The organism is Paenibacillus sp. FSL H8-0283, assembly GCF_045040675.1.
GTDB classification, from domain to species: domain Bacteria; phylum Bacillota; class Bacilli; order Paenibacillales; family Paenibacillaceae; genus Paenibacillus; species Paenibacillus amylolyticus.
Genome location: NZ_CP150295.1, coordinates 65,934 through 80,234 on the forward strand (window position 1 = coordinate 65,934; position 14,301 = coordinate 80,234).

Sequence of the window (14,301 nt, forward strand, 5' to 3'; positions counted from 1 at the left end):
TGAAATCAAGAGAGCCCTCGAGGCTCTCTTTTTTTATCCATTATTTTAAAAGAGGATAGATAAAGATAAACGGGAGTTAGATGGCGAACCAGTTAGCAAACAGGTGGTTACAGCGCTGTCCCGGGCCTTTTTCATTTATTGACAGAGTCGTGAACGTTGTGTAAATTAGTTGTTAAACCGCTTGTGATTCGTTTCTCAAGCGAAGATAACGACTTAGGTTAGCCCACGAAACAGCGCATGACGCTGTCCCGATAAAGGAGAGGATCACAGGTGGAAGCTCTGGCTTTAGAGCGCAAGGCTGAGATGAACCGCGAGCTGCGTGAGCGGCTTATGGTGTTGAAAAAGGAACGTAATGCCATTATTCTTGCCCATTATTATCAACGTGACGAAGTACAGGAGGTTGCCGACTTCCGTGGAGATTCATTTCTGTTAGCCCAGAAGGCAGCACAGACAGATGCGGATGTGATCGTTTTCTGTGGTGTTCATTTTATGGGTGAAAGCGCTAAAATTCTTGCGCCAAATAAAACAGTTATTATCCCGGACGAACGTGCGGGCTGCCCAATGGCAGATATGGTGAATGTGGATGGACTACGCAAATTGAAAGCACAACATCCTAATGCCAAGGTGGTTACGTATATCAATTCCTCGGCTGAGATCAAAGCAGAGACTGACATCTGTTGTACATCAGCGAACGCAGTCCGGGTTATTCAATCGGTGGATTCCGACGAAATTATCTGGGTACCGGATAAAAACCTGGGACATTATGTGCAGCAGCATACAGACAAGAAAATGATTATATGGGAAGGTTACTGCAACACTCACGATATGCTTACAGTCAAAGATGTGGTGGAGATGAGAGCCAAGCATCCCAATGCGGAGTTTGTTGTCCATCCAGAGTGTCGCCCTGAGGTTGTAGAAATGGGTGATTTTGTAGGCAGCACAACAGCTATTCTGGAGTATTGCAAAAATTCATCAGCGAAGGAATTTATCGTAGGTACCGAAGATGGTACAGGATATCAGCTTCGTCTGGATAGTCCGGATAAACAGTTCCACTTTGCTACCAAGTTCCTCGTATGTCCCAACATGAAGGTGAACAACTTGAAGAAACTGGTGAAATGCCTGGAAACGATGAAGCCGCAAATCTACGTGCCACCGGCCGTTGCCGACAAAGCCAGAGAATCGCTAGAGCGCATGTTGTTGGTAAAGTAGGATGCGCTACTCTTGCTCCAAGACAGGTGAATAACATGATACCGCAATATTTAGTTGATTTTGATCTGTCTGCGCTACCCATGGTAGAGACGGATGTACTGGTTATAGGCTCAGGGATTGCTGGTTTGTTTACTGCCATTAAGGCAAGCGAACAACAACGTGTATTAATGATCACAAAGAAGTCATTACTTGAAAGTAACACCAGATATGCGCAGGGAGGCATCGCTGCGGTTATTGCTGAGGATGATTCACCTGCTTACCACTTGCAGGACACACTTGTAGCAGGAGCGGGCTTATGCCGCTCCGAAGCGGTAGAGGTATTGGTGAATGAGGGGCCGGACGGAGTGAAGGAACTGATTCGTTTGGGTACTTTATTTGATCTGGAGAACGGCGAGTTGGCGTTGACGCAGGAAGGTGCGCATAGCCACCGCCGTATTTTGCATGCCAACGGAGATGCAACAGGATATGAGATTGTACGTGCGCTTGCTGTTGAAGTGAATGAGCATCCCGGGATTGAAGTTTGGGATGAGCATTTTGTTGTTGACCTGATTACGGATCGAGATCGAGGGGAATGCATTGGCGCTCTGGTTCAGAAGGATGACGGATCGCAAGTGTTCGTGAAGGCACAGGCAACCGTTCTTTGTTCTGGTGGGGCAGGACAACTGTACCGATACACGACGAATCCGGATGTAGCTACTGCCGATGGTGTAGCCATGGCTTATCGGGCTGGGGCTATTGTTCGTGACATGGAATTTATCCAATTCCACCCCACCTCTCTATGTTACCCTGGGGCCCCGCGCTTCCTTGTGTCAGAAGCCGTACGTGGCGAAGGAGCATATTTGCGCAATGTGAAGGGTGAGCGCTTCATGGATCGTTATCATGCCCAGCTTGAACTGGCCCCACGCGATATCGTGGCACGAGCGATTGTTAGTGAGATGGAGTCTACCAACAGTACCTTTGTGTACCTGGACATTACACATGAACAGCCAGAGATGATCAAGCATCGGTTCCCTACCATATATGAGACTTGTATGCGTTATGGATTGGACATGACAACGGACTGGATTCCCGTTGCACCTGCTGCCCATTACATGATGGGTGGAGTGAAAACGGATTTAAGTGGAGAGAGCAGCGTCTCCCGATTATTTGCTTGTGGCGAGGTGTCTTCTACAGGAGTGCATGGAGCCAACCGCCTGGCAAGCAATTCTTTATCAGAAGCGATTGTATTTGGGCGGAGAATTGTTGATCGTATTCAATCTCTCCCTCCGCTTGGTTTATTACAAGCAAGAGGGGCTACGCCTTCATCTGTGGACATGAATAACATGAATAGCAAGATCATGAAAGAGCAAAAACCTATATCTGAAAGACGTTTACGATTACAGAAAATGATGGTTCGTCAGGTAGGTTTGCGCCGGAATGGTGAGGACCTGCAGAAGGCCATGGACAAGCTGCAACAGGAATTGCAATTTTTTGATCAGACACTCACGCATAAGGAAGAGCTGGAGTATGCCAACCTTCTGACCTGTGCCTGGTTAGTTACCAGCGGTGCATTACATCGCGAGGAGAGTCGGGGGGCGCACTATCGTGAGGATTTCCCGGCACGTGATGATATCGTGTGGCAGAAGCATAGTCTGCAGCAGCGAGAACAAGCGATTGTGGAGGAATTGATGTCATGATACTGAATGGATATAATGAAGGGCTTATCGAATCAATCAAAAACTGGCTTCGTGAAGATGTTGGTGCAGGTGACGTTACAACAAGTGTGACGATTCCAGCAGGCAACCAATCCAAGGCCATTATACACGCCAAAGACAATGGTGTTATTGCAGGCATGACCGTAGCTAAACTTGTATTTCAAGTCGTTGATCCTGATCTTGTATTTACACCGAAGGTAACAGACGGAGACAAGGTTACCCATGGCACGATTTTGGCCGAGGTAGAGGGAAGTACACATTCACTGCTTACGGGGGAACGACTGGCACTTAACTTGCTGCAACGTATGTCCGGAATAGCTACGCGTACGCGTGCCTACGTGGATGTGCTGGATGGTCTTGAGACCAGGCTCGTGGATACACGTAAGACAACGCCGGGCCACCGACTACTTGAGAAATACGCAGTGCGCGTGGGTGGCGGAGCGAATCATCGATTTGGACTGTACGATGCCGTTATGATTAAGGATAACCACATCAAGGGTGCAGGCGGAATCACCGAGGCGGTACAGCGTGCGCGAACCGTTATCCCACATACGATGACGATTGAAGTGGAGACTGAAAATCTGGAGCAGGTGAGAGAAGCCTTGCAAGCCGGGGCAGATATCATTATGCTGGATAACATGCATCCAGAGCGGATGCGTGAAGCGGTTGAACTTATTCGTGAACAGGCTCCTCATGTGAAGGTTGAAGCATCTGGTAACGTGTCTCTTCAGACCATTCGTGGTATTGCAGAGAGTGGTGTGGATGTAATTTCGGTTGGCAGGTTAACCTATTCCTTTGAGAGCCTGGATATTAGTCTGGATTTAAATGAAAAGAAAGAGGGGTGAACCTCTTTGATTCTAGTTGTAGACGTGGGGAACAGCAATATGGTGCTCGGCGTATATCAAGGCCGGGAATTGCTGCACCACTTTCGTCTGAGTACATCACGTCAGTCAACAGTGGATGAATACGGCGTATTGATTTATAATTTATTTCATATGTCCGGCATCAGGGCAAGTGACATCGAAGGTGTCATCATCTCATCTGTGGTTCCGCCACTGGTGAATGTAATCGAAGCGATGTGTGAGAAGTATGTAGGCAAAAAAGCTTTGCTCGTTGGGCCTGGTATCAAAACTGGCTTGAACCTGCGATACGAGAACCCTCGTGAAGTGGGTGCAGATCGTATTGTTAATGCAGTGGCAGCCGTTGAGAAGTATGGCGGCCCTCTCGTCGTGGTCGATTTCGGTACTGCAACGACCTTTGACTGTATTGACGAGAAAGGTCACTACCTGGGGGGAGCTATTGTACCTGGCATTCAGATCGCCACTGAAGCGCTCTATGAGCGGGCATCCAAGTTGCCTCGTATAGAGCTGGAGAAACCTAAAAAGGTCATTGGCCGTAATACTATTCATGCTATGCAAGCGGGTATCATATTTGGCTATGCAGGGCAGGTAGATGGTATTGTAGAACGTATTCGCGAGGAGATGGGAGCGAAGCCCCGAGTTATCGCGACGGGTGGTCTCGCTACACTTATCGCAGAAGAAACCCGTAGTATAGAGGAAGTTGATCCGCTGCTTACGCTTGAAGGGCTGCGTATTATATATGAGCGGAACCGGGAAAGGTGAGCATAGTGACGGCATACAGCGGGCTGAGATTACAGCTTAAGTGTTGTGCCGTTTTTTCTGTGTTACGACTATTATGGCGATACGCCAAAGGAGGCTGAATGACTTGGAAAACAACAACAAGCATGACCGGTTAATTCGTGGTACAGCAATGAATGGAAAGGTAAGAGCCTTTGCTATCCAGACTACGGAACTGGTTGAGGAACTACGCAGAAGACACGATACGTTTCCCACGGCTACAGCTGCCATGGGGCGTACGGTTACAACAGCAGCCATTATGGGTGCAATGCTCAAAGGTGAAGAGAAGTTAACGGTACAAGTCAACGGTGATGGGCCCATTGGACAGATTGTAGCTGATGCCAATGCGAAAGGCGAAGTACGAGGATATGTTTCTAATCCGCATGTACATTTGCCAAGCAATAGTGTGGGAAAACTGGACGTTGCAGGCGCGGTTGGAACGGAAGGTTTCATCAACATAACGAAGGATTTGGGACTGAAAGAACCATATCGTGGCAGTGTGCCTATTATTTCAGGAGAACTGGGCGAAGACTTCACGTACTACTTTGCGCAATCGGAGCAAACCCCTTCTGCTGTAGGCGTTGGTGTGCTCGTTGATACGGATAATTCCGTTATTGTCTCAGGTGGATTCATTATGCAGCTGTTGCCGGGATTAACAGATCCAGAGATCACGGCGATCGAAAACGCCATTAGTACGTTGCCGCCAGTGACGACGTTGCTGGAGCAGGGACTTGAATTGGAAGAGTTGCTTCGCCGATTGTTGCCAGATGTACAAGTGATGGAAGAATTGGATATTCATTTTAGCTGTGAGTGTTCACGTGAGCGGGTAGAGAAGACACTAATCAGCCTGGGCCAAACGGAGATGGAGCAATTAATTGAAGAAGAGGGCCAGGCTGAAGTGGTCTGCCAATTCTGTAATGAAGCCTATGACTTTAACAAAGAACAACTTGAGACCATCCTAGAGCAAGCCAAGAACTGATCTATGCGGGGACGGGATGCGGAATGACAAGACAGGAAAAAGGGTTGTGGACGGCTGTAATTGTCTTGACGCTAGGTATGCTGGTCATGGGTAGTGTGATGGCTATGCATGGTCTCAGACAGGGCAAAGACGAGGCAGATGCATCCCATGATGCTAATACGGAAGAAGGAAGCACCGTAGCGACGATCAACGGAGAAGTTATCACGGACAAAGAGTGGACCGATGCGCTGAAAAGACGCTATGGTAGCGAGTTATTACTCCAGATGTTAAACCGTAAAGCAGTATTTGCCGAAGCAATTGAACGCAAGCTGATCGTCACTCCCCAAGAGATTGCAAGAGAACTTGCCGCCGCGATGGATGGGTACGATTCAGAGAAATCATATTTTGACGAAATGAAGTCTCAATTGGGCCTGTCGAAACAGGAACTTGAGTTGGAAGCCGGCTACAGGTTGCTGCTTGAGAAAATCGCAACGATCGGCATACAGATCAAGGATGCAGATATTGAGCATTACTGGACTGAACACCGTGAGGATTACGTTTCCCCCGAGAAATATGACTTGTCCATCATCGTATTGAAGGAAGAAGATGAAGCCGATTCCTTACTGGATGCGTTGGAGAAGGGGGAGGACTTTGAAGAAGCTGCTCGCAAGCAATCGACAGACAGCTTCTCTCGTGATGCTGGTGGGAGGCTGGGGTGGATTGAGCGGAATGATCCATTCCAGTCAGAAGAAATCCTTCAACTTGCTGCCGGGCTGGATGTAGGCGATATTGCCGGACCGGTTCGAGTGGAAGAAGGTTATGTTATTATCAGACTTAATGATAAAGAAGAACGCCAGGTGCAATCTGCCGAAGAAGTCCGTGAGGAGATTCGAATGGAACTGGCTCTGAGTCAGGCTGATCCGTTGCCGCAGGTAGAGCAAATGCTGCGTAACAAGTATGAAGCCGTAATCCTGTCCGAGATTCCTGCCTCCTGAATGCAATGGAAAAGATTGTCTCGTACTGCTGCATCTTGATAAAAATACTCTGTCTGCGGTCTTAGGGCCAAAGGCAGAGTATTTTTTTTGAGTACTCATATTGACAATAAGGGTTAACGTTGATAAGATGAAAATAATAAATACCTACTCGTTTACTCGGATATAAAAGATTTATTTATGAACAAAGAAACTTTCGGAAACCTCCGCCCTGCTAGAAATCTTGGCAGTAAGGGATAGGATCAACAGGATTTCCGCAGTTCTTCTATAACAGCTAGAGGCTATCGGCCGCACAGTATAGGTTAACAGGACTCAAGTTTTATTCATCCACTAAGGAGGGCATTCATATGGCTAAAGTAGTTAATAACGTAACAGAACTCATCGGAGGTACTCCGCTTGTTCGTCTGAACCGTATCGTACCTGAAGGCAGTGCTGAAGTATTCGTGAAGCTGGAGTACCAGAATCCAGGTTCAAGCGTGAAAGACCGTATCGCAATTAGCATTGTGGAAGAAGCGGAAAAAGAAGGCAAGCTAAAACCAGGTGATACCATTATTGAAGCAACAAGTGGTAACACGGGAATTGGACTCGCGATGGTGGCTGCAGCCAAAGGCTACAAGTCCGTTATTGTAATGCCTGAGACGATGAGCTTGGAGCGTCGCAACTTGCTTCGTGCGTATGGTGCTGAGCTTGTGCTTACACCTGGAGCTGAAGGTATGAATGGTGCTGTTAAAAAAGCCGAAGAGCTGCTGAAAGAAAACCCTTCCTATTTCATGGCTGAGCAATTTAAAAATAAAGCCAACGTGAAGATCCACCGTGAAACGACTGGCCCTGAGATTGTTGAAGCAATTCAATCTGTAGGCGGTACGTTGGATGCTTTCGTTGCAGGAATCGGTACAGGTGGAACAATTACAGGTACAGGCGAAGTGCTGAAAGAAGCTTTTGCTGGTATTAAAATTGTTGCGGTTGAGCCAGCAGCTTCGCCAATTCTGGCGGGCGGCAAACCAGGGCCACATAAGATTCAGGGGATTGGTGCCAACTTTATCCCTGAGATTCTGGATCAGGAAATCTATGATGAGATTATTCACATTGAGAATGATGATGCATTCGAGACGGCTCGTCAGGTAGCGAAGGAAGAGGGCATTCTGTCCGGTATTTCTTCCGGTGCGGCGATCCGTGCAGGTCTTCAGGTTGCGAAACAGTTGGGTGAAGGCAAGCGCGTTGTCGTAATCGTGCCAAGTAACGGCGAACGTTACCTCAGCACGCCTCTTTACAACTTCGAAGGCTAAGTCTACAATGACAAAACCAATCCTCCTTGCCCGTATGACGGGTATGGAGGATTTTTGGCGTAATGCTTTTAAAAGGGGCGGCGCTTTAGTATACTATCAGACAATAGAACTAGCGACAGATGGAGGGCGGCACACCGCAATGACACACCTGATGACAACATACGCCGACTGGATGGAGTGGGCTGAACAAGGCTGGACCATGATGCCCTATATCACGAAGTCGGATGAGGGACCGTATCATGGCGGTTTACCGTTATCGTGGGAGGCAGCCTGGAAGCAGGCGTCACCATACGCAATTGTGCTGGAGAATGGCAAAGGCGGGAGATATACATTTCTGGGGTTAGACCCCGTATCCGTTATTTCCGGCAAGGGTCAAGAAGCGGTTATTCATGATGTGACGCAAGGAGCCACCTCGACGGACAGCGGCAAGCCGCTTGATGTATTGAAGAGATGGACTGCCCCGTATCGTGCACCCAAGGTTAATGGGGCTCCAGACTTTGGGGGTGGATACGCAGGTTATCTCAGCTACGATGTAGCAAGATCATTGGAGAAGCTCCCAGATTTGGCTGAGGATAACCCGGCTCTGCCGGATTATTGGTGGATGCGCTTTGAAGAAATATGGGCGTATGACCATGAGCAGCAGGCACTTTTCTGCATGGTTCATCTGGCTATAGAGCCTAACCGGAACGAAACTGATATCCGTAGTCTATATTCAGCGGCAGAAGCACGAGCGACAGCGATGCAGAAACGTTGGCTTCATATTATGGGGGCTGCACAGGCTGAGGAACAACAACAGGCACTGGAACGCCGCAACAAGCAGGTCAATCGTACCCCGCAGCCTGAAGATGCGGAAAGGGAATCGGAAGGATGGGAAACCTCCTTTCCCCAGGTGGACTTTGAACAAGCTGTGCGTACGGTACAGGAATATATCAGGCAGGGCGATGTGTTCCAGGTGAACCTGTCCTTGAGACAGGAAAAGCGGCTTCATTCGAGCGCTGAGCATATTTATGAATGGCTGCGCCTTGTGAATCCATCACCGTATATGGGAATGCTGCGTAGTCCAGACTTTCAACTGGTAAGCGGATCTCCCGAGCTTCTGGTCAAAGTGGAGAATGGCAAAGTCAGTGCACGTCCCATCGCAGGGACCCGAAGAAGGGGCCGGGATGAAGCAGAGGACAAAGCTATGGCGGATGAACTGCTCAGCAGTGAGAAGGAACGGGCGGAGCATATTATGCTCGTTGATCTGGAACGGAATGATATCGGACGGATTGCAGCCTACGGTTCGGTTCATGTGCCTGAATTGATGACCATCGAGAAGTATTCCCATGTCATGCATCTCGTTTCCCAGGTGGAAGGCAGGCTGGCAGAAGGGTTATCCGTATTTGATGTGATCGCTGCGACATTCCCGGGTGGAACGATTACAGGAGCCCCAAAAGTCCGCACCATGGAGATTATCGAGGAACTTGAGCCTGTGCGGCGTGGGCCTTATACGGGTTCCATCGGGTGGATGGATTACAGTGGGAATATGGAATTGAACATCGTCATTCGTACACTTGCCATTAAGGACGGTATTGGTTATGTACAGGCCGGGGCAGGGATTGTTATTGATTCCGATCCATATCGGGAATACAAGGAATGCCGCAACAAGGCAAGAGCCATGATGAGAGCTGTGAATTACAGCGAAGAGGCGGAAGCAAGCAGAGCTATTGAACAAGAACAAGCGAAAAGAACAGAAGCTGTTAACTAAACTAAACTAAAATAAAATAAAACGAAGCAACCGTCACTTGCATTGACGGAAGATGAGGAGGAGCAGGCATATGATACTGGTTATCGATAATTACGATTCTTTCACGTATAACCTGGTTCAATATCTGGGTGAACTGGGCGAGACGGTGGAAGTTCGCCGCAACGACGAGATTGATCTGGCAGGCATAGAGGCACTGGCACCTGATCATATTCTGATCTCTCCGGGCCCGTGTACACCGAATGAAGCAGGCATTAGCTTGGCAGTCATTGATCATTTCAAGGGAAGCATTCCGATCTTTGGTGTTTGTCTGGGGCATCAGTCCATTGGACAAGCATTTGGCGGCAATGTCATTCGTGCGGAGCGCATGATGCACGGCAAAACATCCGAGATGCACCACAATGGGACATCGGTATTTGCCGGATTGCCATCTCCATTTACAGCTACCCGTTACCACTCCCTGATTGTCGAGCGCAGCAGCTTGCCTGACTGCCTGGAGATTACAGCGGAGACAGCTGAAGGTGAAATTATGGGTTTGCGCCACAAAGAATATGCGATTGAAGGTGTTCAGTTCCACCCGGAGTCCATTATTACAGACCATGGTCATCAGATGCTTCGTAACTTTTTGTCACAACAAGTGAAGGTATAACATGCAATATGCCGCGATAAACGGAGAGTTGGTCAATATGGCGGCGGCCGTGGTTCCTGTAACGGATCACGGCTTTTTGTACGGACTTGGACTGTTTGAGACGTTCCGGACGTATCGAGGTGTCCCATATCTTTTGGAACGGCATCTGGATCGCATGGCTTCGGGGTGTAAGGAACTTGGCATTCCTTTTACAACGACCGCGGCAGAGGTGACAGGTGGGCTTCAACGTTTGATGGATGCGAACGGACTTCGGGATGCGTATGTGCGATACACGGTATCAGCCGGTGAAGCACCGCTAGGCTTACCTTCTGGTGATTATTCGAAGCCAAATCATATTTTACTGGCAAAAGCATTACCTGATCCTTCTCCCTCTTTATATGAGAGTGGAAAAATGATTCAACGGTTGTCTACACCTCGCAACACGCCCGAAGGAGAAGTTCGGTTCAAGTCGCTGCATTACATGAACAGTATTCTGGCGAAACGGGAGCTTAATGGATACGGGCAGCATGTGCAGGGTGCAGAAGGGCTACAATTAACCCGGGATGGTCATATAGCGGAAGGGATCGTCAGCAATGTGTTTTGGGTACGGGAAAATGTTCTCTACACGCCAGCACTCTCAACCGGCATTCTGCCGGGTATCACGAGAGCTGTGGTAATGGAGATTGCCTCGCAACAAGGAATCCCCTGCATAGAAACGTTAGCTTCCTGGGAGGATCTCCTGCAAGCAGATGAAATATTTCTAACCGGCTCGGTGGCCGAACTGGTTCCGGTGACAACTCTGCGGGATCAGGACGGAGCCGAAACGATAATTAGCAACGGACATATTGGCCCGGTTACAGCAGTCCTTCTGGGTATGTACCGGCAGAAAGCGGGGTATACTTCATGACACTTACACCTGTCATCTATGAACGGAACTATGCATGGGGGCCAGCTGAATTGAAGCTGGGTACAAGAACACAGATTATGGGCATTCTTAACGTCACGCCTGACTCGTTCTCGGATGGTGGACGTTATACCAACGTGGAGCGGGCGGTTGCCCATGCCAAGCAGATGATGGAGGATGGGGCGGACCTGATTGATATCGGCGGGGAGTCCACCCGGCCAGGTTCAGATATTGTGGGCGCCGATGAAGAGCTTAGCCGGATTATTCCGGTTATTGAAGCATTGCATCAGCAAGCCCCGCACATTCCGATATCGGTAGACACGTATAAGGCCGATGTTGCACGTCAGGCTATTCTGGCCGGTGCTCATATTATTAATGATGTGTGGGGTGCCAAGGCAGATGCAGATATGGCCCGCACGGCAGCAGAGCTGGGGTGTCCCATCGTTCTGATGCATAATCGGCAGGATCGGAATTACACCGATTATCTGAGTGATGTCGTCAGCGATTTGCAGGAGAGCATACAGATTGCATTAACAGCCGGCGTGAAAGCAGACCAAATTATCCTGGACCCGGGCATTGGTTTTGTGAAGGATCTCGGAGAAAATCTGACGCTCATGTCATCGCTCGGTTTGCTCAATGAAATGGGGTATCCCGTTCTGCTAGCCACCTCACGTAAAAGATTCATCCAGAACACCCTGAATGTCGGGGCGGATGATGCGTTGGAAGGAACGGCTGCGACCGTTGCATTTGGCATTGCCCAAGGCTGCCAGATGGTTCGGGTTCATGATGTGAAACCGATTCGGCGGACGGCAGACATGTGTGATGCCATGTTGTATGCTTCTCCGGGTATACGGAGGAGATAGTGCTGGCGGGTCCCTGGTGACCCGTCCAGTGGAAGCGCAGCGTTTTTCAAAGGCGAAGCTAAGGGATAACTTCAAATAGATTAAAATTTCAATATATATAGAGGGTAGGCGGATCGTATGGATAGAATGGTATTGCATCGTATGGAGTATTACGGATATCATGGTGTTTTTGCAGAAGAACGGAAGCTTGGGCAGCGGTATTATATTGATCTGGAGATTGATATGGATCTGGGTGAGGCCGGACGTAACGATGATCTGACCAAAACGATTAATTATGCGGAGATCCATGAGCTGGTAAAACAGATTGTAGAGAATAAGTCATTCCAGTTAATTGAAGCTTTGGGCGAACATATTGCATCTTCTTTACTAGACACTTATACTATTATCAATGCATTGACAGTCAAGGTGACGAAGCCACATCCGCCATTCGATATTCATTTTGAGGGCGTAACGGTAGAGCTTCGCCGCACAAGAAAGTGAGAACCGATCATGATTGCACATTCGACCTCTGAATCTTCAGAGGCTTATATTGCTTTAGGGGCCAATTTGGGTGACCGGGAACAGACGCTGTTTGAAGCATTGTCTTTGCTGGATGAACACCCTTATATATCCGTTCTGCGTTGTTCTGCGCTATATGAGACGGAGCCTGTAGGATATGTAGATCAGCCTGCATTTCTGAATATGGCAGTCGCCGTGCAGGCGATGCTGACACCGGAGCAGTTGCTTACGGAATTATTGGATATCGAGAATCGACTCGGTCGTGTTCGTGATATTCGCTGGGGACCGCGCACCGTTGATCTGGATCTGCTCTGGATGCAAGGTGAGACGCGAGATACCGAATTGCTTCAATTGCCTCATCCTCGTATGGGAGAACGGGCTTTTGTGCTGGTCCCACTGTCGGATATCGTACCGGAGGGCGAGATTTCAGGTTTGTATACCTTTGTACACTCATCGTTGTCTGTACTGGATGGAAAGGATGGAATACAGCTTTGGAAAACATGCAATTGGCCAACCGAATCCGGGCATTCCGGAAGCTGAAAGGTTTAACACAACATGAACTTGCGGCCGAGACCGGCATCTCGCTGGCCATTCTGGGAACCATTGAACGGGGAAACCGTAAGGTATCACAGCAAGAGCTCGATCGAATTGCTGGTGTGCTGGCAATCAGTATCGAGGAGTTGCGGGGCAACTAGGACCGTTTCGGTTTCGTCATGTTACAACAACCAAGACACTGATCGAACTTTATATCGTGATATATACAGAATTAAAAAAGGAGTGGAACGACTACCGTGCTTAACATTGGTGGCATTGAAATGAAAAACCAGGTCGTACTTGCGCCGATGGCTGGCGTATGTAATCCGGCTTTTCGTTTGATCGCAAAAGAATTCGGAACAGGTCTCGTATGCGCGGAGATGGTGAGTGGCAAAGCCATTGTCCATGGCAACCAGCGTACACGTGAGATGTTGTTTGTAGATGAGCGTGAGAAACCGCTGAGCCTTCAGATTTTTGGGGGAGATCGTGATTCCCTTGTAGAAGCAGCCAAAATCGTGGACAAAGAAACCAATGCAGACATCATCGATATTAACATGGGATGCCCTGTGCCAAAGGTAACGAAATGTGATGCCGGTGCACGTTGGTTGCTTGATCCGAACAAAATCTATGAGATGGTATCCGCTGTCGTGGACGCGGTGGAGAAGCCGGTGACCGTCAAGATGCGTATCGGCTGGGATAACGAGCATATCTTCGCGGTGGAGAATGCGCTCGCGGTTGAACGTGCTGGTGGACAGGCGGTAAGTGTACACGGCCGTACGCGTGAGCAACTCTATACAGGCACAGCTGACTGGTCACACATCAAAGATGTAAAAGAAGCTGTCTCTATCCCAGTGATCGGCAATGGTGATGTTCATACGCCAGAGGATGCACGACGTATGCTGGATGAAACGGGTTGTGACGGAGTTATGATCGGTCGTGCTGCCCTGGGTAACCCATGGATGCTGTATCGTACCATTCAATACTTAAGCACGGGGGAATTGCTTCCTGACCCGAATGGGGAAGAGAAGATCCGTGTTGCCATCCTGCATATGGATCGACTGATCGCATTGAAGAATGAGACAGTTGCCGTACGCGAGATGCGTAAACATCTGGCTTGGTATTTGAAAGGCCTGAAAGGATCTGCCCGCATCAAGGATGTTATTATGGAAGGAACCAAGCGGGACGAGATGGTACAGATTCTGGAGAACTTTGTGAGTCAGCTGAAAAGCGAAGGTAATTTGGAGTCAGAACCGGTAATCACCGGAAATGCATCTTAATTATAAACGCATCTGTAAAACGTTTACACCTATAGGGGACGTAACATTGACTTTTCGAGATCGTTCCCCTATAATTT

General features: G+C 48.7%; 15 protein-coding genes. All 15 read left to right on the plus strand.

Going from position 1 to position 14,301, the window contains the following annotated elements; translation table 11 throughout:
- The first annotated feature begins 270 nt into the window (after positions 1 to 270).
- Entirely contained in the window at positions 271 to 1,209 is a 939-nt protein-coding gene (nadA, locus tag MHI52_RS00310; protein WP_036606114.1) for a quinolinate synthase NadA, read from the plus strand.
- A 35-nt stretch (positions 1,210 to 1,244) separates the two neighbouring features.
- On the plus strand, positions 1,245 to 2,885 hold the full coding sequence (gene nadB, locus MHI52_RS00315) for an L-aspartate oxidase (RefSeq protein WP_405159345.1): 1,641 nt from the start codon (positions 1,245 to 1,247) through the stop codon (positions 2,883 to 2,885).
- Positions 2,882 to 3,748, plus strand: coding sequence for a carboxylating nicotinate-nucleotide diphosphorylase (nadC, locus tag MHI52_RS00320; RefSeq protein ID WP_076254636.1), 867 nt, complete (start codon positions 2,882 to 2,884; stop codon positions 3,746 to 3,748). The genes nadB and nadC overlap by 4 nt, the downstream gene beginning before the upstream one ends.
- Positions 3,749 to 3,754: 6 nt before the next feature.
- A complete protein-coding gene (locus MHI52_RS00325) occupies positions 3,755 to 4,525 on the plus strand; it encodes a type III pantothenate kinase (RefSeq protein WP_026081372.1) in 771 nt (256 codons plus the stop codon).
- A gap of 73 nt (positions 4,526 to 4,598) precedes the next feature.
- Positions 4,599 to 5,519, plus strand: a complete 921-nt coding sequence (gene hslO / locus MHI52_RS00330) for an Hsp33 family molecular chaperone HslO (protein WP_405158248.1) — start codon at positions 4,599 to 4,601, stop codon at positions 5,517 to 5,519.
- Between the two features lie 23 nt (positions 5,520 to 5,542).
- The gene (locus MHI52_RS00335; RefSeq protein ID WP_405158249.1) at positions 5,543 to 6,493 is read left to right on the plus strand and encodes a peptidyl-prolyl cis-trans isomerase; all 951 of its coding nucleotides are present in this window, start codon (positions 5,543 to 5,545) and stop codon (positions 6,491 to 6,493) included.
- A gap of 344 nt (positions 6,494 to 6,837) precedes the next feature.
- On the plus strand, positions 6,838 to 7,776 hold the full coding sequence (gene cysK / locus MHI52_RS00340; RefSeq protein WP_036668448.1) for a cysteine synthase A: 939 nt from the start codon (positions 6,838 to 6,840) through the stop codon (positions 7,774 to 7,776).
- 139 nt (positions 7,777 to 7,915) lie between these two features.
- Positions 7,916 to 9,523 carry an anthranilate synthase component I family protein gene (locus tag MHI52_RS00345; protein WP_405158250.1) on the plus strand — a complete coding sequence of 536 codons (1,608 nt, stop codon included), beginning with the start codon at positions 7,916 to 7,918 and terminating at the stop codon, positions 9,521 to 9,523.
- A gap of 70 nt (positions 9,524 to 9,593) precedes the next feature.
- Positions 9,594 to 10,169, plus strand: coding sequence for an aminodeoxychorismate/anthranilate synthase component II (gene pabA / locus MHI52_RS00350; RefSeq protein WP_036606106.1), 576 nt, complete (start codon positions 9,594 to 9,596; stop codon positions 10,167 to 10,169).
- A gap of 1 nt (position 10,170) precedes the next feature.
- Entirely contained in the window at positions 10,171 to 11,055 is an 885-nt protein-coding gene (locus MHI52_RS00355; protein WP_405158251.1) for an aminotransferase class IV, read from the plus strand.
- Positions 11,052 to 11,915, plus strand: coding sequence for a dihydropteroate synthase (gene folP / locus MHI52_RS00360; RefSeq protein WP_405158252.1), 864 nt, complete (start codon positions 11,052 to 11,054; stop codon positions 11,913 to 11,915). Before MHI52_RS00355 ends, folP begins: the two co-directional genes overlap by 4 nt.
- Before the next feature lie 117 nt (positions 11,916 to 12,032).
- Entirely contained in the window at positions 12,033 to 12,395 is a 363-nt protein-coding gene (gene folB / locus MHI52_RS00365) for a dihydroneopterin aldolase (RefSeq protein ID WP_036606103.1), read from the plus strand.
- A gap of 9 nt (positions 12,396 to 12,404) precedes the next feature.
- The gene (folK, locus tag MHI52_RS00370) at positions 12,405 to 12,953 is read left to right on the plus strand and encodes a 2-amino-4-hydroxy-6-hydroxymethyldihydropteridine diphosphokinase (protein WP_100528138.1); all 549 of its coding nucleotides are present in this window, start codon (positions 12,405 to 12,407) and stop codon (positions 12,951 to 12,953) included.
- The gene (locus MHI52_RS00375; RefSeq protein WP_036668438.1) at positions 12,914 to 13,108 is read left to right on the plus strand and encodes a helix-turn-helix domain-containing protein; all 195 of its coding nucleotides are present in this window, start codon (positions 12,914 to 12,916) and stop codon (positions 13,106 to 13,108) included. Before folK ends, MHI52_RS00375 begins: the two co-directional genes overlap by 40 nt.
- Positions 13,109 to 13,204: 96 nt before the next feature.
- The gene (dusB, locus tag MHI52_RS00380) at positions 13,205 to 14,224 is read left to right on the plus strand and encodes a tRNA dihydrouridine synthase DusB (RefSeq protein ID WP_047844501.1); all 1,020 of its coding nucleotides are present in this window, start codon (positions 13,205 to 13,207) and stop codon (positions 14,222 to 14,224) included.
- Positions 14,225 to 14,301: the final 77 nt, after the last annotated feature.